Annotated in this window: 22 protein-coding genes; 6 read left to right on the forward strand and 16 right to left on the reverse strand. The window is 61.9% G+C overall.

Going from position 1 to position 24389, the window contains the following annotated elements; translation table 11 throughout:
* Positions 1-99 precede the first annotated feature (99 nt).
* The 9 genes from PGN37_RS01625 to PGN37_RS01660 all read right to left on the reverse strand — a co-directional run bounded on the left by PGN37_RS01625 (position 100) and on the right by PGN37_RS01660 (position 10579).
* Positions 100-1491, reverse strand: a complete 1392-nt coding sequence (locus tag PGN37_RS01625) for an O-antigen ligase family protein (protein ID WP_335329273.1) — start codon at positions 1489-1491, stop codon at positions 100-102.
* Between the two features lie 91 nt (positions 1492-1582).
* A complete protein-coding gene (locus PGN37_RS27250) occupies positions 1583-3004 on the reverse strand; it encodes a lipopolysaccharide biosynthesis protein (protein ID WP_442932816.1) in 1422 nt (473 codons plus the stop codon).
* An 82-nt stretch (positions 3005-3086) separates the two neighbouring features.
* Positions 3087-3812: an SDR family NAD(P)-dependent oxidoreductase gene (locus PGN37_RS01630; protein ID WP_335329274.1), complete on the reverse strand. Its 726-nt coding sequence runs from the start codon at positions 3810-3812 to the stop codon at positions 3087-3089.
* Positions 3809-4741 carry a phosphoglycerate dehydrogenase gene (locus tag PGN37_RS01635; protein WP_335329275.1) on the reverse strand — a complete coding sequence of 311 codons (933 nt, stop codon included), beginning with the start codon at positions 4739-4741 and terminating at the stop codon, positions 3809-3811. Before PGN37_RS01635 ends, PGN37_RS01630 begins: the two co-directional genes overlap by 4 nt.
* Positions 4738-5397, reverse strand: coding sequence for an acylneuraminate cytidylyltransferase family protein (locus PGN37_RS01640; RefSeq protein ID WP_335329276.1), 660 nt, complete (start codon positions 5395-5397; stop codon positions 4738-4740). The genes PGN37_RS01635 and PGN37_RS01640 overlap by 4 nt, the downstream gene beginning before the upstream one ends.
* A gap of 18 nt (positions 5398-5415) precedes the next feature.
* The gene (locus tag PGN37_RS01645; protein WP_335329277.1) at positions 5416-6393 is read right to left on the reverse strand and encodes a glycosyltransferase family 2 protein; all 978 of its coding nucleotides are present in this window, start codon (positions 6391-6393) and stop codon (positions 5416-5418) included.
* A gap of 149 nt (positions 6394-6542) precedes the next feature.
* A complete protein-coding gene (locus PGN37_RS01650; protein ID WP_335329278.1) occupies positions 6543-8042 on the reverse strand; it encodes a polysaccharide biosynthesis tyrosine autokinase in 1500 nt (499 codons plus the stop codon).
* Positions 8043-8245: 203 nt separating this feature from the next.
* Positions 8246-10075, reverse strand: coding sequence for a DUF4012 domain-containing protein (locus tag PGN37_RS01655; protein ID WP_442932817.1), 1830 nt, complete (start codon positions 10073-10075; stop codon positions 8246-8248).
* 84 nt (positions 10076-10159) lie between these two features.
* A complete protein-coding gene (locus tag PGN37_RS01660) occupies positions 10160-10579 on the reverse strand; it encodes a hypothetical protein (RefSeq protein ID WP_335329279.1) in 420 nt (139 codons plus the stop codon).
* 419 nt (positions 10580-10998) lie between these two features.
* Here PGN37_RS01660 and PGN37_RS01665 point away from each other — a divergent pair, with 419 nt between their 5' ends.
* From PGN37_RS01665 to PGN37_RS01675, 3 genes are read left to right on the forward strand one after another with little or no spacing between them, the layout of a single operon-like run.
* Positions 10999-12624 carry an acyl-CoA carboxylase subunit beta gene (locus PGN37_RS01665; RefSeq protein ID WP_335329280.1) on the forward strand — a complete coding sequence of 542 codons (1626 nt, stop codon included), beginning with the start codon at positions 10999-11001 and terminating at the stop codon, positions 12622-12624.
* Between the two features lie 32 nt (positions 12625-12656).
* Entirely contained in the window at positions 12657-12938 is a 282-nt protein-coding gene (locus PGN37_RS01670; protein WP_046362532.1) for an acyl-CoA carboxylase subunit epsilon, read from the forward strand.
* Positions 12939-12966: 28 nt separating this feature from the next.
* Entirely contained in the window at positions 12967-13599 is a 633-nt protein-coding gene (locus PGN37_RS01675; RefSeq protein ID WP_335329281.1) for a Maf family protein, read from the forward strand.
* Here PGN37_RS01675 and PGN37_RS01680 read toward each other — a convergent pair.
* Positions 13596-13919: a hypothetical protein gene (locus PGN37_RS01680; RefSeq protein WP_335329282.1), complete on the reverse strand. Its 324-nt coding sequence runs from the start codon at positions 13917-13919 to the stop codon at positions 13596-13598. The two genes, PGN37_RS01675 and PGN37_RS01680, sit on opposite strands and share 4 nt — an antisense overlap.
* Positions 13920-14242: 323 nt before the next feature.
* Here PGN37_RS01680 and PGN37_RS01685 point away from each other — a divergent pair, with 323 nt between their 5' ends.
* Positions 14243-15445 (forward strand): acyltransferase family protein, encoded by a 1203-nt coding sequence (locus PGN37_RS01685; protein WP_335329283.1) that lies wholly within the window; start codon positions 14243-14245, stop codon positions 15443-15445.
* On the opposite strand, the gene PGN37_RS01690 is transcribed toward PGN37_RS01685, so the two are convergent.
* Genes PGN37_RS01690 through PGN37_RS01700 form a run of 3 tightly spaced genes read right to left on the reverse strand, consistent with a single transcriptional unit; the run spans position 15442 to position 18607 of the window.
* Positions 15442-16554, reverse strand: a complete 1113-nt coding sequence (locus PGN37_RS01690; protein WP_335329284.1) for a glycosyltransferase family 4 protein — start codon at positions 16552-16554, stop codon at positions 15442-15444. The genes PGN37_RS01685 and PGN37_RS01690 overlap by 4 nt on opposite strands.
* The gene (locus PGN37_RS01695; protein WP_335329285.1) at positions 16551-17504 is read right to left on the reverse strand and encodes an NAD-dependent epimerase/dehydratase family protein; all 954 of its coding nucleotides are present in this window, start codon (positions 17502-17504) and stop codon (positions 16551-16553) included. Before PGN37_RS01695 ends, PGN37_RS01690 begins: the two co-directional genes overlap by 4 nt.
* A 5-nt stretch (positions 17505-17509) precedes the next feature.
* Complete coding sequence (locus PGN37_RS01700; RefSeq protein WP_335329286.1) at positions 17510-18607, reverse strand: glycosyltransferase family 4 protein; 1098 nt, start codon at positions 18605-18607, stop codon at positions 17510-17512.
* A 169-nt stretch (positions 18608-18776) separates the two neighbouring features.
* On the opposite strand from PGN37_RS01700, the gene PGN37_RS01705 reads away from it, so the two are divergent.
* Entirely contained in the window at positions 18777-19664 is an 888-nt protein-coding gene (locus tag PGN37_RS01705; RefSeq protein WP_335329287.1) for a glycosyltransferase family 2 protein, read from the forward strand.
* Complete coding sequence (locus tag PGN37_RS01710; protein ID WP_335329288.1) at positions 19648-20688, forward strand: cellulase family glycosylhydrolase; 1041 nt, start codon at positions 19648-19650, stop codon at positions 20686-20688. The genes PGN37_RS01705 and PGN37_RS01710 overlap by 17 nt, the downstream gene beginning before the upstream one ends.
* Before the next feature lie 7 nt (positions 20689-20695).
* Here PGN37_RS01710 and PGN37_RS01715 read toward each other — a convergent pair whose 3' ends face one another.
* Genes PGN37_RS01715 through PGN37_RS01725 form a run of 3 tightly spaced genes read right to left on the reverse strand, consistent with a single transcriptional unit; the run spans position 20696 to position 24377 of the window.
* On the reverse strand, positions 20696-22210 hold the full coding sequence (locus tag PGN37_RS01715; RefSeq protein WP_335329289.1) for an oligosaccharide flippase family protein: 1515 nt from the start codon (positions 22208-22210) through the stop codon (positions 20696-20698).
* Positions 22210-23106 (reverse strand): glycosyltransferase family 2 protein, encoded by an 897-nt coding sequence (locus PGN37_RS01720; protein WP_335329290.1) that lies wholly within the window; start codon positions 23104-23106, stop codon positions 22210-22212. Before PGN37_RS01720 ends, PGN37_RS01715 begins: the two co-directional genes overlap by 1 nt.
* Complete coding sequence (locus PGN37_RS01725) at positions 23103-24377, reverse strand: O-antigen ligase family protein (protein WP_335329291.1); 1275 nt, start codon at positions 24375-24377, stop codon at positions 23103-23105. The genes PGN37_RS01720 and PGN37_RS01725 overlap by 4 nt, the downstream gene beginning before the upstream one ends.
* Between the last annotated feature and the right edge of the window lie 12 nt (positions 24378-24389).

The raw sequence follows: 24389 nt of genomic DNA on the forward strand, positions 1-24389 counted from the left end.
GGCCCTCGGCTCGTTGTCATGTGCTTGTTTGCATGTAACAGAGGCTGCACAGATCGCGCCACCTCATTGTCAGCGGACAACGGGCGGTCGGGCGAATCTCTACCCATTCCTGACGTGTGGCGTCGCGACGCGCAGCCTTTTCATACCGGACGACTGGTGTGCATTATGATCCATTCGGCCACCCTGGCATGCCACACCGACTAAAACCATGAGAATGTAGAAGCTGTCGTAAGCCGGACCGGGGGCTAAAGAAACCTCTGTCATGCCGCTGAGAATGAGCGCAGTAGTAGCCAGTATCGCTGCGGAACCGATGTTGCCCCACGACTGACGGCGTCCGGCTAGCCGCACGGCCGTCCAGTAGAGCGTTACGGATAATAGAACTGCCCCGATGATACCGCCGTCGAATAACTGCTGCAGCATCGAATTGTGCATGAACTGCAGTTCGGGATTTCGTACCATTGTCGATAGCCGTTCACTGAAGCTGAAAGACGCGCCCGAGTGATATTGGCCGTTGACGCCATAGCCGAACAAGATATGAGGGAAGTCGGACACCCACTCGCGCCAAAATGATATCGATCTTTCCCAAATATAATCCCTGCCCTCTAGTGACGTAATCGACTGAGACTCACTTATGCGTCCAGGCGCCAGTGAAATGAGCGGTGCTATTAGGAACTGAATCGAACTCACGGCTACGGGTAGTAGGTAGGCCGAAATGGTAGCGAGCAGGGCGGAGACCTGTGCCATCCAGCGGAGACTAACTGGAACTAGCACACCTAGTATTAAGAGCAAAGCTGCGGTGCCTATCGCCACGCGAGCACTGGCGCTAGCTAAAATGAATACTGCACAAGCAAAGCACGCAAGTCTCAAAATTCGCCGTAAGCGCCCGTCCTCACGGATCATAAATACGAACGCCGCAATGTAAAGACAAGCAATCATCGGCGGTATGTTAATGGACCAAGTCAGGGGAAAAATTACCCTAACGAACCCCGTAGCTTCTACCAAGCTGCCAATACGTACGTTCATCGCAGGTGACTGCATCCCCGCAATGAAGCAGAGGACATTCGCCACCAGATATAGGCCGCAGCCGTCCACTAGCGAGGCAATGATGATTTTTGCGTCAACAGTACTCGTAAGACGAAAAACCAGCATTGCGACCAGTATTAGCGCGATTAGTGTCCCAGCGCTATCGGGGCGACTGTAGACCAGTACTGCTGAACCGAAGAGTGCGACCAGGGGTCCTGATCTCACTGAGTATCGTATACGTGAGTTCCGAACGAACGCCGCTAAGAGAAGGAAGCTCAGAAGCACCAATGAGACGGGCGTGCTTACCGTACGAATTGCTATGACAGTAGGGAGCGCGAACACGATCCAATCCACTGTATTTGTCATTGGAGCTGCAGTCAGACGAGACGGGGCTTGCTTGGATCCGCGATTTCTGTCCAACCGTCTAGCGTTCGAAATGCGGTGGGTAATCTCCTGCTCTAGGTCCATACTGAATTCTCCTGCAATGCGTACGAAACTTTCCAACACTCATGGGACATGCACGTAGTATGACTTGGTCTGCAATGAATACGAAAGAAATTCATCTGGTGCCGAGCGGTTGCGTGGTCCGGCCTAGATAACCCGCCAAAGCCGCGGTGGCTAGTACCAACACGACGGCGCAGCTCGCGAGGACAAGTGCCAATCTCGAACCAACGGGCATCGCAAGGGCTGCAGCGCCGCAGGACAGCGCCGCGATACCTAGACATAAGTCAGGCCCGTGCGTAGCCCAAGCTCGCCATCTGACATCCAACCTGTGGGCTCGCACCAAGATGAAAGCAATCACCGCCATGGCGAGATAACCGCCGGCTGTCACATAGCACACGCCGCGTGCGCCTTGAGCCCGACCAATCAACAGAATGCCCACGAGAATTATCAGCGCACCCCCACCAGACGCTATTGCCGTGTATTTGGGCAAACCTGCAGTCTGCGTAAGGTAATTCATTGGTATGAGATACAAACCATAGGCGGCCTGGGCTACTAGTAGTACGCCTGTGAGAGAGAAGGAGGACCAGTATGACTCCGGAAAAATCAGTCGGCCCAGTATCGCAACTCCGGAACCCAAGAATGCGGGAACGATCATAGCTGCGAGGAACTGTATTACTACAGGACTATACGTCTCGGTTGTAGGTGCACGAAATGTCTCTCTCGAGTAACGCGGGAGCATAGCGCGATTTAGTTCTGAGAGAATCAAAGTGGCAACGGACGCTAGGTTTAGGCCGAACGAAAGAAGGCCAACCTGCGTCAGTGTTGAGACCACTGCTAGCGCTGGCCGGCTCAGCGAATTGACCGCCCAGAATGAAGCTTTATGGGGAATCAGCGGACCGGAGAAACGAATTATCTCCATTATGTCCGCGTTAGTCACCCGCGTCCGAGGCACCCGGACCAGTACCGTTGCGACCGCCGCTGAGAGGGCCGCGCTGATGAGGTCAGACAGGACCCAGCCCAGGACGCCTAGCCGCATCCAAACAACCAGAACAAATTTTGAGAGAGCGATGAAACATATCGAGCTTAGCGCAAGCACTATAAATCTTCGCAAGTCTTGCTCTGCCTGCAACACGGAAAGAGCGAACACCGACATCGCTGGGAGAAATCCGACCGCCAATATTTCTATGGACCAGATCCAGCCTTGCACGTGCAGAAAGGTCGGCACAAAGAAGAATGCGACTGCGAACGCCGCAGCACATAGAGGCAGCAGGAGATAGCAGTACAGGCCTGCGGCACGCAGGATGCCGGACTTCGCTTCCCCTTTGGCGACTATCCGGAAAACTAGCGTCTCCAGTGGTGCTGCAACAATGGCCACTATCAATAGCGCAGCCGCCGTGAGCATGGTGGCGGCACCATATTGGGCGGGCGGCATCACTCGAGTAACGAAGGGAAGGATCAGCAGGAGCATTCCGCGCTGAAGTCCAGCAAGCACTAGGTAGGTGACAACCGCATGTCCAGTCCTACCCGGCCGTGTCATTGCGTCTCAGCCATCCTGTTAGTCCAACAGGCAGCGAACATTTTGAGTGCGCCGACACTAAATTGCCCCAACACGTTACTGATTACTCGGTCCCCAGGCGAGCGGCCGCCCCACCGTCGACCACCATTACCGCGCCAGTCACAAAACGTGCGTCTGCACCAATCAAAAATGACACCACTCCAGCGACTTCGGCTGGATCTCCAATTCGCCGCAGCGCTGTACGTTCGCATAGATGACTCCGGCGTGCATCAGCAGACTCCTCGCCCCAGCGCGCGAAGCCTTCTCGGAGTTTGGCCGTGTCAATCGCGCCCGGCGCCACCGCATTCACTCTGATGTGGGGGCCAAGGTCAAGCGCGGCGGAACGCACCCACCCCTCCAAGCCTGCCTTTGTGGTGGCGTAAGCCGTCAGGCCCCCTGTCGTAGCTCTCGCGTGCACACTACTGAGCACAACGACGCAGCCACCGTTCGAGGCCAAGCTCTTTCGCGCACCTGCTACCAACGCATCGACGCAGAGGACGTTGACCCGCAACGTTTCCATCCATCGTTCGACCGTTGTCTCGCCTGGCCCTGCGACCGGCTGCTCTGCAGCGTTGTGAACGATGGCTTCTAGCTCATAAGTCTGGCCCAATTCTCGGCCGAGGCTAACAAGCCCCTCCGTGTCCATCAGATCGAAACGCAAGTCCACGTCTGCTTCCACCGAGGGGTTGCGGTCGATACCGACTGCAATATAGCCGTCTTCGCGGGTCCTCTTGCATATTGCGGAGCCAATGCCGCCCGCCGCGCCCGTCACAACCACCGCGCGCGTCAACGGGTTAGCTCCTCAATAAGAAAATCAACAGCCTTCTCGCTTGCACGCGCCACGCCCTCACGGGTATTCGAGGCATTGTGTGCGCCCAAAATGACGTTCGGAAAACTCCGCAACTCACTGTCGAGTGGCAACGGTTCCGTTTCGAACACATCGAGCGCGGCGCCGGCAAGACGCTCATCTTTCAAAGCAGCGATTAGGTCGGCTTCCAAAACTACAGGTCCGCGCGCGACGTTCACCAAGTACGCGTTCCTACGCATCAGGGACAAGCGGGCGGCGTCTAGCAGATGAAAGGTGTCGGGTGTTAGAGGACATGCAAGAACGACAAAGCGACTCGTGGACAAAAGGTCCTCAAGACTCACGCCCCTCGCGCCGGCCACGTCACCTTCGAGGAACGGGTCGTATGCGACCACATCCATCCCGAAACCGGCACCCCGCTTCGCAATTTCGCGACCTATGGCGCCAAAACCGACAATTCCTAGCGTCGCGCCAGCGAGAGTGATGCCCTCCCGCTTGGGCCACTCACCGCGCCGAACTGATCTGTCAACCTCTATATGTCCTCGCGCAAGATTAAGGATATAGCCGAAAGCCGAATCGGCCACCTCACAGCCAAACACACCGGGAGTGTTTCGCACGATTACTCGACGGGCGCTCGCAGCTTGCTGATCGACCGAATCCATGCCGATACCCCAACGGATCACCGTCTTCAATTTGCCCGCACCCTCGAAAAACTCGCGGTTCAATTCATCGTCACCGGCGATGATACCCACCAGCCGATCGCGGTACTCCAAGAGTTCCGCAGCCGAAAATTGTTGACGTTTACCAAGTTCGGGCGCGACGACCTCGTATCCGAGACTTTCAATGCGGTCGCGATGCCGCGGGAGCTCCACCTGCATCTGCCGACAAGTCACCAGAACGAGAGGCGCGCTCACGAACTGGTGCTCCGCTCAGCTATCGCAGACGCGAGCTCAAAGTCGTCTTCGACATCTATATCCACCGCCTCGACCCCAGCCATTTCGAACATTATCGGGTGTCGCCCGATTCGGTTACCCTCACGCCTAAGTGAATCAGGCGTGAAAATGAAAAAGCATGAATTCTCGATAAATAACGGTTGCAGATCCTGAGTGCGCAATAGGTTGCTCGGGTCATGATTAAGCGGTTGAGTTTGGGAGTCCCACAATCGCGCCTGCAAACGAGTGACGCTGAAGATGGAATCGATTTCGTGCCTTTTTTGGCGGAACAACTGCAGAGCGCTCGCTACCGTTTCCGCTTTCAGAAATGGGTTGGTAGAATGCGTCTGTATCACTACGTCGGCGTCAACCTGCTCAAGCGAATTCAACAGAACGTCATTCATTGGAATTTCGCCGTCGCGGAGGTGCATCGGACGCTCGAGCACCTGGACACCAGGAAATTGAGCGGCCGCATCATCCATAATAAGCTTGCTGTCCGTATCGATGACGATCGTATCGATCTCGGGAACTGAATCCAACATGGCCACCACATGGTGGTATAGCGGCTTCCCAGACAAGAGCCGATAATTCTTGCCCGGAACTCGCTCACTCTGGTGACGCATCGGCACGATCGCCACTGTTCCACCCAATTCTATTCACCCCTTGCTAAGTGGAGTTGACTCGTCTGCATAAACTATTTTTCGGCCGGTCGCGGGGGGTAGCTCGTAACTTTTCGCCTCCGCAGGGTAATAAAAACGTTCAAGGAGTCTATCTGACAAATTGTTTGGCTGCCTAAAGCCCTCCCAAGCTCCGATGAACTGAGCAGACCGGAAAAGCGGAATACTAGTAATATTGCCGCGCAACCTCTTCGCTTTGGCCGCGTCGATATAGTCACCGATTATATTTGATGCCGCCAGACCTACAGATTTCGGAAACGACATTTCCGCGTCCTCGACAATGCGCGTATAAGCAATGGCCTCTCTCCTGTAGCGATTACGCGTGACGCTCCACGATTCCTCATGCACGTGGACGACTGGCGCATCAGCAACATACGCTACTTTATGACCCTTCATGATCGCCTTTTGCGCAAAATCAAGGTCTTCAAGGCCCGTGAGAGTTTCGTCGTACGGAGAACTCTCCCAAAGCGACTTCAATACCGCTGCGTTCGCATTGTTGCTGAACGGGTGGCCTTGGTCCCAGATGCTTTCGTTAGGGAACCATTTCAGCATGACTCGGGCCTCGGAGAATTTAGTTCTTTCATCCCCCACTTGTCGCCCATATACGATTGCAGTTCCTTCGCGCTGGAATCCGCTAACCATGTGTTCGAGATATGTGTCATAAACTGGGTAGACGTGCGCAGAGGCGAAGAGCAGAATACTGCCAGTCGCAGCCGCGCATCCACGATTGAGGGCGCGCCCAAAGGAAAATTCGCTCTTGTCTATGCGGACGATCTTGCACCCCATGCTTTCAGCGATAGCAACGGTGTCGTCAGTCGATCCTGAATCGACGAGTATCACCTCATGGAGACTCACGGTCTGCGCTTGCAGGCCCTTAAGCAGTCGCCCGATGTGATCGGCCTCGTTATAAGCTCTGATAACCGCGGAGACCCGCGGTGCCGCGGCTTGGCTCGCCATACTACGATCTACCCCCGATGCAAATATTGCAAAGCATCATGTGCGGCAACGCTGCCCTACACAGAATTTTATTGGAGATTCGGCGTCGCTGGTGCGGAAGCTGAGATGCCTAAGGCACCGCCGCTCCCCCTTTACTCCACCAACAGATGCTAACTCTCCTTCCTCCGTCGACCGGAGGATTGGACGGTTCGTGGGTTCGAGCCGTCCTCAGGAACGTTGCCCTCCGCTGTGTTCGATGACGAGATCTCTTTGACTGTCGGTTGACCTGAAATTTCACGCGGTCGGCGCCGAGAGTCTCCTTCCCCGTAATAGCTGTAGTTATAGCTATAGGCGGAGCCTCCACGTGTGGGCATCATCGTGAACACGGCCCCAAGAAGAGGTGCGCCGACACCCGCAAGGCTCTCTACTGCATGAGCGAGCTGCTCACGCTTCGTGTGTCCAAATCGGGCCATGATGAGCACGCCGTCTGCGCCGGCCGCGAGTATCGCTGCATCCGTGACAGCAAGGAGCGGCGTGGAGTCAACAATGACGAAATCAAACCTCGCGCGCAACTCACTAAGCAACTTTCGCGCCGATACCGACCCCAGCAGTTCGCTAGGATTCGGTGGAACGGAACCTGCGGTAAGTACAGTGAGTCCGGAGAATCGCGTCTCCTGCAATGCATCGTCCAGCGATGTAGATGCGCTTAGTACAGTGCTGAAGCCGACAGCGCCCACGAGGTCGAGGTATTTGTGGAGTGCGGGTCGTCGCATATCGCCGTCAACAAGCACCACGTTGTGCTCAGCCTCTGCCAGTGCGAGAGCAATATTTATGGCTGTTGTCGACTTGCCCTCGCTCGGCATCGAGCTAGTGACAACAATCACGCGAGGCGGATTGTCAATGGCCAAAAACTGCAGGTTGGTACGTAATTTGCGGAATGCCTCCGCAATCGACGAGTTGTCGTTGTCGAAAGATATAGCGGGCTGCCTCTGCCGCTCTTTATCTAGCGGTATTGTGCCCACCACAGCAGATCCGGTGATACTTTCCAGAGTCTCGCGATCTTTAACGCTGTTATCTAACAGGTCGCGCAGCACCGCGGTACCGATACCTAGCAGCACGCCAATTGCAACGCCAATAGCAATGTTTCGCTTGGTGTTTGGGACCACGGGCTCGTCGGGAATCGAGGCCCTTTGCTCCACAACTACCCTAGAATCAGGACTACTGCCGTCACCTGGGGTCTCCAGCTCACGAACCATTGCTACGAACTCGTCGGACAGGGTGTTAGCTATATCGCGAGCACGTACCGGCGATTCGTCGAGAACCTCTACGTTGATCAGAACGGTATCCAGCTTCGAGTTAGCAGTTACGCGCTTCTGCAGAGTTTTTGCGTCAATATCCAGTTGAAGCTTATCGATCGTCCGCTGAGCTAGCGTTTCACCCTCTAGCAACTCAGCGTAGGAGACCACGCGTTCTTGCGAGAAGCGATTCCCTTGATAAATATCGGACAGGGAGGAGCCAGCCGAGGTTGAGACGAACAACCGAGTCGAGGCTTGGTACAGCGGAGTTGTGAACAGCGAAATCACGACCGCAGCTAAGATTGAAGCGACCAAAACTACGCAGACAGTGATCCACCGAATGCGTAGCAGCTTGATGAATCCTTGTAAACTCAACGCTACCCCTCAACAATCTCTCGGCGGCTGTTCGTATCTTTTGTTCTGCGGTGTTCCATTGCCGTTTAGCTGTCGAGAGTTAATTTCCGGCATGGGCTCCCGTTCGCCGAAACAGAGCGCCTTCCAAACATCGGAATACGGTTCCGATAGAGCCGCGACCGACTGTATTCCGACCGGGTGGGGTGGCAGGGTGCCACAACCATTCATCCGGCGCACTGCGGCACCATAACCTTTGGAATGACCGTCTCAACAAGCGGTTGGCTGGGCGCACGCGGAACGCCAGGTACGGAGGGCTCAGAGAGCATGTACTTGATATCTGCGGATTGCCCAGGCGGAATGATTACCTGAACTTCAAAGACGGGATGTCCTCGTTCAGTGCCAATGATCGCCGGGACGCGTTCGCCGTTCAGGATCGCCGCCGATAGCGAGGCACCTTTCGTCGCAACGAGCCGAACCGAGACAATATTTGTGCCTTTCGGAACGTTGATCGACACCGAGGGCGAGATACCGGCTAGTGCCGCAACATAATCAGGTAACGGCGAGTTCGGCACTGTGTTGGTCAACTTCACCGTGACTGTGGAAGGTCGAGTGCCCTCGTTGCACTTATCGGCTGCATACTCTATCTGGGTTCGTAAGTAGTAGTCGAGCTTGTTCCCACCGAGATTGTTGATAACAACGCCGGCAAACGGCGCGGTGTCATCAGGAAGCGAATGCGCAAGAGGCGTTTGTTCAAGCAACTTCTGGTCTTCTGGCAAGGCACTCCATACGGCAATGCGACGTTCACCCACCGCCCTGCCGAGCGCGTCGAGCAACTGCCTTGGTGCCTTCACGGGACCTGAAATTTTGGCTACAACCTCATTCGCGATGTCCTGCAGGTACCTCTTCCGAGCTAACTGGTCGGTGGGAAAACGTATGTAAGCGGTAGATTCAGTCAACTCGACGACGTTACTATCGGCTATCACTTCACCGTCCGGCATCGTGATTGGCCCAGTAGCGCTGAGAATGTAACTCAGCGCTACCGGATCAATGGCGACCACACCGTCAACAAACACACCGGTCTGCTGAGCCCACATCGACCTCCAAATTTCCGCAGTATACGGAAAATGGGGACTCATATTGCTGTTCCGGAAATCTGTGAACGCATTCGCCCAGCCGTACATCCGATCATATTCGGGGCCCAAGTCGACGACTGCCAAAGCGTCGTCCAAATCAGCGTTCGACGCCAGCTTATCGACGGTCGGGACACCATTGTCGAATTTAAGAATGCCGAAGCCGCCCAGCAGTCCGCCGGCCCCTCTTGCCTCAGCGTTAGTCTGGAAGCCCATGAAATAGGTGCGTTGGCCGTCGGCCCCCATCATCGACGGCATGAGCTTAGCCGCGAGCGCGGTGTTTTCTAATACCGACGTGAGATCACCGATTTGGCTCTGCAACTGGCTTCGCGCGTCGCTCATAACTGACACGTAACGAGGGTCAGTGATGGCACCGGCCTCACTGTTCAAGCGCTTGGCATCTGTAGCTAACTTGCTTAGCTGTGGCTCCTGGCTACGTAGGAGTTCTACGTCGACCCGGCCATCCTTATATAACCGGTCCGGCGAAATGGTGACGCCCACATCAGTCGCCGGCTGGAGAACATCTGCAGCGAGACCAAGCACGACGTCGGTGATCTGCTGCCCTGCCTTAAATGGACTACCTACCCACGGCAGCGCCGAAATAATATTCCATGCAACAGAATGCGTAGCGTCACGCGCGGCTTGCGCATTGGACAGAGTATCACTCGCAGAGACAGCGGCCGCCTTCGTATCTGCTTCCAGCAGTTGATCTTTGGCAGCAGTAGCGCTTGCACGAGCCGACTCGAGGTGCGACTTGGCCTGAAATGCTCCAATGGCTACCCAGCAACCAAGAAGCACGATCAATAGAGCAACGAATAACGCGCTCCAGAGAATGACGCGCTGACGGGGCGGACCCTCATCTTTCTCGGAGTTTTTATCACCTTCGGCAGAATCGTCGGCATGCCGTCCGGAAAAGAAGCGCACTCAGACTGTCCTGTGAATGACCAAGGCCTGCACGTCTTGCGACGGGCAGGCCCCAGTGCGATTAATGATTGGCAAGTCGGGCGATCAGCAGCTGCCGCTTGTGACTGTGCCGTACGGCCCGATTCCCACGGAAGAACCACCGAGGCAGACATCGAAGCTGATGTTGTTCGTGATCGCCTGGGCTGAACGAATCTGCGCGGCTCGTGTGGCCGCGAGCTGTCCGAAGAAGGTGTCGGGATGCGCCGCTGCGTAAGCCTCGAGCCGGCTAGAACGCCTCTCCTGGGAGGCTGCGCTTTGCTTGATGAACACCGAGTACAGCTGCAGCGACGCCGCCGTGACGACGTAAACCGGCCCCTTCGGCTGCAGCGGCAAATCCGCGAAGCTCGGCGCAGCCGGAAGCTGGATCTGCGGAGCCGCATTCGCGGCGACCGGAACAAATGCAGCGCCCGCAGCGACAGCGGCCGCCGCGACCGTCACCTGAAATTTGGTAGCAACTGTGGTCATTTCCCCCACCTTTTCGAATCCCCATGCACGACAAGTTGCTGGAAGCATCGCAGACTTGAGGGGTGCTGTCAAACGATCCGGCAAGGTTTCGCCACCTTTCTCTGCAATCGTCAAAAACGTCATAACCTGCAGGGCGAGCCACGTCGGCTATGCCTCCACACCACCGCCTAGACCAGGTTGATGGCCGAGACTGACAACCACCCAGTAACCGGCCAGAAATATTTGCTGACGGTGTTACGACTCAACGTTTTCCATGGTCCAGGCTGTGATCTTGATCTAATTCACAATGGCTGTTTCCGACACTTTCCGTGTGCAACTAGTTTTGTGGCAGCCGCAGTGAGGTGCGTGGCCGGCCTTCTTAAGGGAGCAATAAGACCCCCGCGCGACTCTCGATCGCCCCGCCGTTAGCATCAACAACCATGACGAGCGTGACTGAGCCCTCCGCCGAGCACGAGATCGATATCCACACCACCGCCGGGAAGCTGGCCGATCTGCGCAAGCGCGCGGAAGAGGCTCTGCGCCCCGTCGGTGAGGAGGCCGTCGAGAAGGTTCACGCCAAGGGCAAGCTCACCGCGCGTGAGCGCATCCTCGCGCTGCTCGACGAGGATTCGTTCGTAGAACTCGACGCGCTGGCCAAGCACCGCAGTAAGAACTTCGGCCTCGACAAGAACCGCCCAACTGGTGACGGCGTCGTGACCGGGTACGGCACCATCGACGGCCGCGACGTCTGCATCTTCAGCCAGGACGCCACCGTGTTCGGCGGCAGCCTCGGCGAGGTCTACGGCGAGAAGATCGTCAAGGTCCAGGAACTCGCCATCAAGACCGGCCGCCCGCTCATCGGCATCAACGACGGTGCCGGCGCGCGCATCCAAGAAGGCGTCGTCTCGCTTGGCCTGTACAGCCGCATCTTCCACAACAACATCAAGGCCTCGGGCGTCATCCCGCAGATCTCGTTGATCATGGGCGCTGCGGCAGGCGGTCACGTCTACTCCCCCGCCCTCACCGACTTCGTCATCATGGTCGACCAGACCAGCCAGATGTTCATCACCGGGCCCGACGTCATCAAAACCGTCACCGGTGAAGACGTCACCATGGAAGAGCTCGGCGGCGCCCAGACACACATGTCCAGATCGGGCACCGTGCATTACGTCGCCTCCGGCGAGCAGGACGCGCTGGACTACGTTCGCGACCTGCTGTCGTACTTGCCGCCAAATAATTACGCCGAGCCGCCGCGCTATCCGGCACCGCATCCGGGTCCGATTGAGGAAAGCCTCACCGAGGAGGACCTCGAGCTCGACACCCTGATTCCCGACTCGCCGAATCAGCCGTACGACATGCACGAGGTCATCACGCGGATCCTCGACGACGACGAATTCCTCGAAGTCCAAGCCGGTTACGCGCAGAACATAATCGTCGGCTTCGGCCGCGTCGACGGCCGCCCAGTCGGCATCGTGGCCAACCAGCCCACCCAGTTCGCCGGCTGCCTGGACATCAATGCCTCCGAAAAGGCCGCCCGGTTCGTCCGGACCTGCGACTGCTTCAACATCCCGATCGTCATGCTCGTCGACGTTCCGGGCTTCCTGCCCGGCACCGGCCAGGAATACAACGGCATCATCCGCCGCGGCGCAAAGCTGCTCTACGCCTACGGCGAGGCCACCGTCGCCAAGGTCACCGTGATCACCCGCAAGGCCTACGGCGGCGCGTACTGCGTCATGGGCTCCAAGGACATGGGTTGCGATGTCAACGTGGCCTGGCCGACCGCTCAGATCGCCGTAATGGGTGCTTCCGGCGCCGTCGGGTTCGTCAACCGCAAGGAACTCAAGGACGCCGCCAAGAACGGCGAGGACGTCGACGCGTTGCGCCTGGAGCTGCAGCAGCAGTACGAGGACACGCTCGTCAATCCCTACATCGCCGCCGAACGGGGCTACGTCGACGCGGTCATCCCGCCCTCGCACACTCGCGGTTACATCGGGACCGCGTTGCGATTGCTGGAGCGCAAGATCACTCAGACGCCGCCGAAGAAGCACGGCAACATCCCGCTGTAGATCAAATCGTCTGCCAGACAAGGAGTTCAGCAGTGGATCATGATGCCGACATCGTCGAGGTGTCCGACCCGCGGGACATGACGATCGACAACCCGCCCGCTCCCGACCCGCACTTCCAGGTCGTCAAGGGCAACCCCAGCGCTGAGGAGATCGCGGCACTGGTGACCGTGCTGGCCGGCGCAGGCGGCGCCGGGCATGCCGAACCAGGTCCTCAAGAGCTCAACCCATGGGGTCATCCGATCGACAAGTTGCGCTACGACGTGACCAGCTGGCAACGCGTCACGCTGCTGGAGCGGATGCACATGCGGCGATGATGAGCCGCTTGCGCGGAGAACAAAGACCGTGACGCGTGTCGTCCTCGGCTCCGCCTCGAGCGGTCGGCTGCGGGTCCTGCGCCAGGCGGGCATAGAGCCGCTCGTCGTCGTCTCCGATGTGGATGAGGACGCACTCATCGCGTCACTCGATCCCGAGACGCCGCCTGAAGCGGTGGTGCTCAAACTGGCCAACGCCAAAGCGCTCAGCGTGGCCGCGCTTCTGCCACGGGATGTCGTCACCGATTGCGTTGTCATCGGCTGTGATTCGATGCTGTACCTGAACGGGTCGCTCCGCGGAAAGCCCGGCAGTGTGGGCGCGGCACGCGATCAATGGTCCGAGATGGCCGGATCTGTCGGCCACCTCCTGACCGGGCATTCACTGCTGAGACTCACCGACGGTGTCATCACCCACACGCAGGGCGAAACTGGCAGCACAACGGTGCATTTCGGGCGACCGTCAGTCGATGAACTCTCCGTCTACGTAACGACAGGCGAGCCGGTGCATGTCGCCGGCGCGTTCACGCTCGACGGATTAGGCGGGTGGTTCGTTGACCGGATCGAGGGCGATCCGTCGAACGTCATCGGCATCAGCTTGCCATTAGTCCGGCGACTCGTTGAAGCAGCGGACCTGACGATCAATGATCTAGGACGTAGGCCTTAACACTTCTCGTTGAGGCGGCGAATCGCGAAGATGACTCGCTTCGACTTCTGCGAAATCTGGGCGTCCCGCCGAGGAGAGGTCGCGCAGACGGCCCAGTTCGAGTAGTTGTAGACAACCTGATTGACGCTGGGTTGAAACCGGAGGTCCAGCTCGGCGTCACCCGTGACAGAGCGCACGTCTTTGATCGCGCTTTCGAGAATCTCACCCCGAACGTCGGGCATGACCCACTGATCCGCAGCCGACGCCGGGCCTGCAAGCCCCGTCATGGCGACAACAACAGCAGCAGTCGTCGCGCCCGCCGCAATGACACTCTTTCGCATCGCCCACCCCTTTGGTCTCGTTGAAGCCAGTAGGACATTAGCCCATCGCGCGCGACGGCGGTGCGCATCACCTGTGTCACGGTCGATTTCACAGGTTCGTCCCGCTGACACGATTTGCGGTTGCCGATGGCGCGACACAGCGTGACTCACATCACTTCACATTGCGCTATGCGCGCGATTGGAGAATCAGCGATCATTACCCGTAACCGTCAATTGGGCGCCGGGGGGCAATCATGGTTACTGCGCTGGACCGTTATCGAGAATCGTCGCTGCGTCGCCGTCGACGTGCAGAACGAGCAAACTATCGTCTAGACGTTCAAGGTTTGCGAGCACTGGCCGTTGTCGCTGTGCTCGCAGCCCACCTCGGCGGGTGGCCCCGCGGCGGAACCGTCGGCATCGACGTCTTCTTCGTCGTCTCCGGCTTCTTCGTCACCGACCTGCTTCTGCGCAGCGCCGAGTCCACCGGTTCGGTGTCCGTGGGTAGCTTCTGGCTCGACCGCGCGCGCCGCATTCTGCCCGTTGCGATTCTCGTCGCCGTCGCCACCTTTGTCGCGTCGACCGTGCTGATTCCCAGCCGCGCCCACGACACCGGTGTTGACGCACTCTTCTCCCTCGCATTCCTTGCCAACTGGCACTTCGCTTCTCGAGGCGCTGACGCATCCATGGCCGCGGACGCCGCCTCTCCGCTGCAGCACTACTGGCCCCTCGCCATCGAGGAGCAGTTCTACGTCGTCTGGCCGCTCCTCGTGCTCGCGATCACCGTTGTCGTCGCGCGCCGCGCGTGGAGTCGCGAACGTCGGCTCGGCGCCGTCGCGGCGACCAGCGGGGTCGTCACCGCCGCATCCCTCGCCTGGGCCACCTACGAGACCGTCGCGGCACCGCACTGGGCGTTCTTCAACTCGTTCGCCCGCGTCTGGGAGCTCGGCGCGGGCGCAATTCTCGCGACCGCGGTCGGCGCGCTGGCGACCCTTCCCGTGTGGCTGCGACCCCTACTGTCGTGGGCCGGTGTGGCGCTGATCGTCGCCAGCCTGTTCCTCATCGATCCCGCGGCTGGCGGCTTCCCCGTCCCGTGGGCCCTGCTACCCGTCGTCGGAACCCTTCTCGTCATCGCCGCCGGCGTCGGCAGCGAGCCGCTGTTCCAACCGCTGCTGCGCAACCGTGCCGCCACCTATCTCGGCGACCTCTCCTACGCCCTCTACCTCGTGCACTGGCCCGTCATCGTGCTGCTCTCCGCCGCGATGGAAACGAACGTCTACTACTACGCCGCCGCGTTGTCCCTGTCGTTCGGCCTGGCCATCGCCTGCCACCACTTCGTGGAAGAGCCGCTGCGCCAGGTCAGTTGGGCCGCCGTGAGCCAGGCCCGGCAGGACATGAGGCACGGCCTCTACCAGGTCCAGCGCGCCACCAAGGTGGCCGCCGTCGCCGCGCTCGTGCTCATCACCCTCGCCGTCATCGCGTTCGCCGCACGTCCCGACCGCTTCGAACCCGCACAGCACGCCCTGCCGTGCTGCGGCCACGTCGGCTAAGCCAGCGCGTCCGCTACCGCTTCGGCGGCCGGCTTCAACGAGAGACCCTTCTGCCGCGCGCTCACGTGCGCCCAGCCCCGCTCCGCCAACTCGGCGCGGGCCACCTGGTCTCCACACAACCTGCGAAGCAGCGCCGCGAGCTCGGCCCGTTTCGTGGGATCGAAGTAGTCCGCCCCGTCCCCGCATGTCTCCCGCAGAGCAGGGATGTCCGCGGAAGTCACCGCCGTGCGTGAGGCCATCGCCTCGATCGGCGGCAACCCCGCGCCCTCGTGCAGCGAAGGCATCACCAACAGGTCCGCGCCCGCCACCAGCGCCCTGAGCACCTCGAAGTCCAGCCGGCCCATCACCTCGACCCGGTCCCCCAGTGCCGCGGCCAACGCCGGCACCCGCTCATCTCCCCCACGCAACGCCTCCCCGCTGCCCGCGATCACCAGCCGGTGCGGGATGTCGCCGACGACGTCCCCGAACGCCAACAGCAGCAACGGTAAGTTCTTGTGCCACTTGGCGTTCCCCACGTACAGCACGTACGGCTGGGGCACCGGCGACAGCGCGGGATCAACGGGGGCGAACCAGTGCTCGTCCACCGGAATCGGCGTCGCCGTCGTGCGTGCCCTCGGCGCGATAGCCGCGAACGTCGCCGAGGTCGCCTCCGACGGCGTCAACACCAGCGTCGCGAACCGTCCGTCCAGCACGAACATCGCCCGCGCATACGCGCGTCGCGCCGCGCTCTGACCGCTGATCTCCTGTTCCCGTACGTGCATGGTGTCGTGCACCGTCACGAAAAGCTGCGTGCGCCGGTGCCGCGGTGAGAGCGTCGCGAACGGAAACGGGTAGTGCGGCACCCAGAACCCGCGCGGCCGCACCTCGTCGAGCGCGCGGCCCCACACCCGCTGCTCCCCCACCGTGTACATCGCGGCCGGCGGGGCCGTCACGATGCGCGCGTGCCGCAGCTCCGGCACCGCATGATCGTTGACCAGGACGGCCAGCGAGAGTCCTCGTTCGGCGAACGTGTCTTCCAGGTTGGGCAGCAACGTCGCGATGTAGGTGCCGATCCCGCTCTGCCGGATGTGCCGTGCGTCGAACAGCAAGTCGACCCGGCGGTCGGTCAAGTCAACCGGCCTTCCAACTGCGGCAGCAGGTCAGGGTTGGCCCACATCCGCTTCAGCGTCTCGTCAAGCTCCCACTTCGGCGACCACCCGAACAGCTCCCCGATGCGCGAGATGTCCGCACCCAGGTAGGGCCGGTCCACCGCCCGCATCCGGCTCGGATCCTGGCGCACCTCGAAGTCCAAGCCCAGCACCGAGCGCATCCTGTTCACGATGTCGTCCACCGAATACTGCTGTCCGCTGCCCAGATTCACGATCTCGACGCCGCCGGGACTCGGCACCGCCCCCAGTGCCGCCGCCGCGAAGCCACCCGCGGCGTCCTGGACGTCGATGTAATCCCGCTTGGGCCAGGTGTTGCCGAGGTTGATCGCTTCCGGGCTGTCGCGCAGCTGCACGACGATCGCGGGCAGCAGGTGGGGGTTCGTCTCCCCGGGACCGATCACGTTGAACAGCCGCACGATCACGCCCGCGATGTCGCGGTTCGCCGCGAACATGTGCACGTAGTCCTCGCCCTGGTCCTTGGTGAAGCCGTAGATGTCCACCGGCTTGACCACCGACTCGAGTTCCCGATGCGGCTCTTCGTCCGGTTCGTACACCGCACCACTGCTGGCGAAGACGAACCGCGTGCCCGGGGCGAGCGCAGAGAGCACATTCACCACGCCGGTCACGTTGGTCGCCACCGCGTTCGCCGGATCGGCGTCGCACTCCGGGATGTAGTGGATGGCCGCCAGGTGCACCACGACCTCGGGGGCGAAGCGTTCGACGACCGCGGCGATCGCGGCGGCGTCGCGGATGTCGACCCGCTCGAACGCGAAACCGTCGAGCTCACCGGCCAGCCAGTCCGGCGTGCCGTAGCGCAGCAGGTCGGCGACGAGCACGTCGTTACCGTCCTTGAGCGTCCGCACCAACTCCTTGCCGACGAAGCCGGCGCCGCCGGTGACCATGATGCGCATACGTGCTACCCCCCGAGTTGTCTCTGTTGAGCGTGCTTTTCGAGCTTTTCTGCGATGTGCGTCCAGTCCAGGTCCACCGCACCGGCGCGCCCGGCCTGCGAGTAGCCCTCCCAGCCGGCCTGCGCCTCGAGCAACGCGTCGGCGAACGCGACGGGCGTCTGGCCACACACCACGCCCGCGCCGTACTGCTTGACGACGTCCTTGCCGCCGTTCTCGGGGAAATCCGCTGTCACCACCGGCAGCCCGCTGGCCATGGCCTCGGCGATCACCCGGGGGAAACCCTCGCGCCGGCTCGGCATGCCCAGCACCGACGACGTCGCGAGAAGGTCCAGCTTGGGCGCCTCGTCCACCGACCCCAGCACGTGCACCCGATCGGCTGCGGGACTCTGTCGGACGGTTGCCTTCACATCGTCGAGTGATGGCCCCGCCCCGGCGATCACGAGGTCACCGACGAAGCCGCGCTCCGCGGCCAGCCCGAAAGCATCGATGAGCAGTGGCAGGTTCTTGTGCGGCGCCAGCCGACCGACGTACAGCACGCCCGAGCGCTCGGCACCGGGAGCCGCGCGATACCGATGGGCCTCGATACCGCTGGGCAGCACACCACATTCGCGCCCCGACTGTCGGGTAATCGCGGCAGCAACCGCCTCACCGACCGCGAAATTGGACCCGACCAGCTTCGGGAACTGCGCCTGCAGCGTGCGCAGCAGCCTATCGTCGCGAATCTCGCACCAGTGCAGAGCAGTTCGCTCGCGAACCGACGCCGGCAGCGCTAGGACATGCATCAGCGGCCACTCGTTGAGCAGGTAGAAGTCATGATCACCGCGCACCGCGACACGCCAGATGCCCGCGCTGTACTTCGTGATGTCGAACCAGTTGCGCCGCAACGCCTTGAACCTCGGCGTCTTGTAGCTGCCCGAGTTCGCTTCCCGGTGCACGGTGACGCCGTTGATGACCTCGACATCCGGCAGGTCGGGCACGTGTCCGATGCAGTACACGTCGACGGTGTGGCCCCGGCGCACAATCGCCTCGCCCAACTCCTGGAAGAATACTTCCTGGCCGCCGACGCTCGGAAAATAGAGCTCGGTCAGGAACGCAAACCGCATCTCCGCCATCCCCCCGTGCTCAATCCGTGGCTCGGCAATCCGAGATACCACGGCAAAATCGATCCTGAAATTCTGTGACGTGCGACGGAGGTCATCGTATCGGCTACCGCCAGTTCACGATGTTCGTTTGCCCACCGAATACCGGCGCCGCTGGATTACGCTCACGGCCATGGGAGGTGACGCACCGCGAATCGGTGTCGCGGTGACCACGGTGGGGCGTTGGGAGCCCCTGCGTGAACTGCTCGCCGACCTGGCCGCGCAGAGCCGGCCTGTCGCAGCAGTGGCGATCGCCCATCACGATCCGGCGGGCGAGCAGGACCTGGCGGCCGTGATCGCGGACTTCGCCGACACCCTGACCATCCGCACCACCGTCAGCGCACGGGGAATCTCCAACGGGCGCAACGCCGCCGTGGCCTTGCTGCCCGACGACGTCGACTGGCTCTGGTTCCCCAACGACACCAGCCACGTCGAACCCGATTTCATCGAGCGCCTCGCCCGCCACTGCGTGGCGACTGCCACCGTGTGCGCAGGCCGGCTGCTCGACAGCGAGGGCCCACGCAATCCGCTGCCCGCTCCGGGAACGCCGCTGACGAAGCGCAGCGCCTGGGGGGCCATCGAGCCGGCCACCGTGTTCCGCCGCGACGCCTTCAACACAGTCGGCGGGTTCGATCCGGGCCGCGGTTCCGGCGCCGACACCCCGTGGCAGTCCGCCGAGGGACCCGACCTGCTGCTGCGGATGGCGCGACTCGACGGCTTCGCCATCGTCTGGGCCGACGACGTCGTCGTGTGGGCCCAGACGGAATTCGCGCACCTGCCGCCCCACGAACGACGCCGCAAGCTGCGCAACTACGGCCGCGGCGCGGGAAACCTGTTGCGCACCTGGGATTATCCGCTGTGGTACAAGACGGCGCACCTCGTGGCTGCGGCGCTGATGCCCATCCGCAACCCCGAGAAGTTCAGCCCGCGCGACGCGGCGGCGCTGCTGATCGGGCGCGCCGAAGGCTTGGCTGGTCGGCCGTTCACCCGCGAAGCCGATACCCGTGCCGTCCTGCGCTAACCGACTGCTGCTGAGCCTGATCCTGATCGCCGGACTGATCACCTCCTGCCAATCCCACCCAACGCACGTGCCGATCGGGATGACGGTGCACTACCGCGGCGCCGACGCGCAGTCACTCGAGCAGCAGTTCGACGCGATGGCCGCGATGAACGTTCGGTGGGTACGCGTCGACGTCGACTGGTCGGTGATCGAACCCGTTCAAAGTCGATTGGATTGGACGTCGGCCGACACGATCGTGGATCGCGCGCTGCGTCGCGGCATGCAGGTGTTGCTCGTGCTCGCTTTCGCCCCGCCGTGGACGAAAGGCATGACCGAATCCAATCGCGACCGCCCGCACGATCCCGCGGCGTTTGCCAACTTCGCCCGCGTCGCAGCGCAGCGCTACTCCGCACGCGGTGTGCGTGACTGGGAGATCTGGAACGAACCCAACACCGGGAAGTTCTGGCCGCCCGACCCCGATGTCGCCGAGTACGGGCGCGTCTTCCGTGCCGCCGCGGCGGCGGTGCGCGACATCGACCCGCGCGCCACCCTGCTCATCGGCGGGCTCTCCCCCACCTACGGCAGCCCGGGGCCCGACGTCGATCCGACCACCTATCTCAGCCATCTCTACGACGATGGCGCGGCGCAACTGGCCGACGGAATCGCCGTGCATCCCTACACCTTTCCGTCGTACCCGATGGATCGCACCCAGCGCACGACGGGAGGCTTCCGTGACCTGCCGGCGCTGCATGCCCTGATGACGCAGCGCGGTGACGGCGCCAAGAAGGTGTGGATCACCGAGTACGGCGCCCCCACCGGGACCGGTCCGAGCGCCGTGTCCGAACAGGACCAGGCCGCTACCCTGCTGCAGGCCCGCCGGCAGGTCGACGCCTGGGACTGGGTCGGCCCCCTCATCTACTACGAATTGGTCGATGGTGGAACCGATCCGAACGAGATCGAGGACAACTTCGGGGTGCTGCGCGCCGACAACAGCCGCAAACTCGCCGCCATCGCGTTGACCGACACCGCCGACGGATCCGACTGAACCCAGGCTAGGACGACGTGTTCGGTGTCGGCAGCTTCAGCAGCTTCCGAACCAGCGGCCGCTTGTGTTCCGGCACCCGCTCGACGAGCCGATTGACCAACCCCTGGTCGACCATCGAGGCCACCGACAACGTCCGCAGCACCGCGGCGTACACGATGATCGCTGCGGGAATCGACACCGCCAGCGACAGCGCGGAGCCCCACTGGGAGCTGATGAGATCGGCGATCGCGGCGGCCGCCACCGCCGCGGCCGCGATGGCACCGAGCACGCGGTACGGCGGGCGGAAGTTCAACTTGACTGTCACGTACCAGGTTTCGAGCAGGACGACGAGAACCTGAGCCGCCCCGCGCGACCACGCCGCGCCCATCAGTCCGTGGCGAGGAATCAACAGGAACCCCAGCGCGATGGTGACGATCAGGCCGAGGCCGTTGGAGATCACCAGCAGAGCCGTTTTACCGGTGCTGTAAAGCAGGTAGAGCGTGGTGACCCCGAGCGCGGAGATGGCTGCGGCGATCAGCAGCACCGCCGCCGCCGGTACCGCGTCGGCGTAATCGGCGCCGAACAGGGCCGGGATCAACACCGGCGCGACGGCGGCAAGCCCGAGGCACAGCGGGACGATCACCATCGCGATCAACGCGGTGGTGGTGCGATACAGCCGCACCATGTGATCGTGGGCACCCATCCCGTGCTGCTCACTGAAGCGTGGCAGCAGCGCCGAGAGCAGCATCGGCGGCAGCTGCACCGCCATCTCGGCGATCGTGACTGCCGCGGCGAACAATCCGACGGCGGTCAATCCGCTGTAGTGCTCGAGGAACACCACCTGAGTGCGGCCGAACACCAGCGTGCCGATGACACCGACGGCCCAACTGCCCAGCGCGAACTTCCCCACCTCGCGGCGCAGGGCAGGCTCCACCCGGGGCTTCTTGCGCAGCAGCCGGTACACCCTGCTCGCCGGCAGGAGACTGCCGGCGATGTAGCCCGCCAACGCTCCGGGGATGCCGAACAGCCATGCACCCGCCGCAAACGTCGACACCTTCAGCAGCGCCGAGACCGCCGACAGTTGCGCGACCTCGCCGAACCGCTGCTCACCCCGCAGATAGAACAGATAGAGATCGCCCAGTTTCCAGGTCACGAACCAGGCGGCCGCAACGACGATCACGACCACCGTGGACGTGCCCTCGAGCGCACCTTTGCCCGGCCAGAGCAGGTAGCCGACGAGCACGATCCCGACCACCGTCATCGCCGAGATCGACACCCGGGTGGTGGCCCCGATCAGGCCCTCGGCCTCGTCGCCGCGCCCCTCGGCACGCAGATTCGGGATGAAACGTTGTTGCACGACGTCGATTCCGAGCGAGGCGATCGTCGCCGCGACCGTCACACACCACACCACGTACGCGAAAACGCCGAGCCGCTCAGGGCCCAACAACCGCGCCACGATCGCATTCCCGACAAAGCCGGCCAGCGCCACCGCGGCGCCTGACGCGAATCCCAGGAGCGTGTTCTTGGCGAAGCTCGGCGACATCAACGCTCCCCGCGGGGCAGCCGCTGCCTGCCGAGGCGCGCCAGCGATTTCGCCGCGCTCGCCCACGCCATCGAACCGGGACGGCCGTACCGGACTCCCGCCGCGATCGATCTCGTCACTCCGCGCAGTGAGCCGGCCCCCAACGCCGACCCCACCGCCGAGGTCAGCATGTAATCGCCCCGCACCCGCGGTGACTCGTCGGCCAGTTCGCGTACACCCCAGTCGATGTACTCGGCACTGCGATCGATCCCCGCCCGGGACACCGACACGGCAGTCCACACGATGTCGACCAGCGGATCGGGCAACTGGATGATCGGCAAGCGCGGGAAGGCGCGCCGCACCTCCATCAGCCACTTCGGGTCGTCGTGAATCGACCCCTCCGCCACCGAGAGCGGAACCGACTGCGTCAACGCTCGCGGGAACAGTAGCGTCGAGGTCTGCACCATGTTGAACGCCTGCCGTTCCCGCATCTCGAACAGATAGGGGGCCACCGGTTCGAACTGGTCGAGCAGTGTGCGGGGCCCGACGATCGGTTCACCGCCGTCGAGCAGACGGCGGAAGCGACATGACATGATCCATTCGGAGCCCTCCGGAGCGGCTGCCAGCTGCCGCTCGAGTTTCTCCGGTCGCCACACGTCGTCGTCGTCGAGCAGCGCAATGACATCGCCGCGCGCCGCCTCGACACCCAGATGCTTGGCCCGGCTGGGGCCTTCCGCACCGGCGGTCGCAATCACCTTCACCTTCTCCGCATCCGGCAGATCGGGCACACAGTCGCGGTCCAGCACGACGATGATCTCTGCCGGCGGAACCGTCTGTCGCAGAGCCGAATCCACAGCCTGACGGAGACTCGGTCGTCCGATCGTCGGGATGACCACACTCACTGCGTCGCCAGTCATACCGGTCTACCACACCGATTCAGCACCAGAACCGCGAAGATCAAACCGCTGATCGGGAACAGCTGCAGGTTCGGCAGCAGCCCCCACACCGCCTCTGTCGAGGCGGCGACGAAAAAGGCGCCCAGGTAACCGAACAGCGCGATCTGCCGACTCGGCTGAAGCGTCCGCGTGCCCAGGATCGCGATCACCAGCACCGGCGCCAACACCGCCACACCGATCACTCCCGACTTGACCAACGTATCGACCACGAGGTTGTGTCCCGTGCCCACGTAGGCCCACGCCGCGACGTTCGCGTTGTGCTGGGCATCGATCAGGAACCAGTTGACGCCGAGACCCACCAGCGGGGAACTCTGCCACTGGGCCAGACTGGCCGCCCACACCGCAGCGCGATCGGTGAACGCGTCAGGATCCCACGGCAAGAACGGCAGAATCACCATTCCGCACGCCGCAGCACTGACGAACACGGTTCCTGAGAAGCGGACATTGATGACCGATCGGATGCGGCACACGCCCCACCACAGCAGCACCATGGCCGCGGCGATCACCGCGGTCCGCGACGCCGACGCCAGGATCGTCGTCAGCAGCACGGCGCCGCAAAACAGCTGCCACCGCCTGCCCGGAACCAATGGAACGAGCGAAAACGCCACTGCGCAATACATTCCGAGCACATTGCCGTGCCCGAACGGACCGGCAAGCTCCCAGCCGCCGATGATCGCCTTGATGGAGACGATGTTGTACATCATGTAGTCGGGGACGAGCAGTCCGCCGATCAACGAATACACGCCGATCCCGGTGACCAGGATCGGCAACCACTTCAGACCCTCGATGGACGCACCCGTCTTCCACAGCGCGATCACGAAGAGATTGGCCAGCAGGATCTTCGGCAAGTCTGCGGGCGGCGGCAACGACGGGCTGATCACGTAGGGCACATTCACCGCGAGCAGCAGGATGAGGACGCCCCCGACCGTGCGGTCCGGGCGGCCGCGGGTCAGCAGTACCACGGCCGACGTGTAGGCCAGCAGCGCGGCCGAACCGCCCAGCCGTGCCAGGTGGGCCAGCGGAACCTCTCCCGAACCACCTGACTCTTCGAGCGGTGGCAGATCGGGTGCGTGTTTGACGAAGATGTGGTTGATGGCCTCGGGAACCACCACGAGTGCGACGGCGAGGATGATCAATCCGGCCAGCGCGTGCCGCTCGAACCGCGGATAGCGGACGCCGTCATCCGCAAGGCCCACGCCGGTCGGGGCGGGCGCGAACACGGTGGGGCGCATCGACACTGCCTG

This window comes from Mycobacterium kyogaense (genome assembly GCF_036946525.1).
In the GTDB taxonomy this organism is placed as follows: Bacteria; Actinomycetota; Actinomycetes; order Mycobacteriales; family Mycobacteriaceae; genus Mycobacterium; species Mycobacterium kyogaense_A.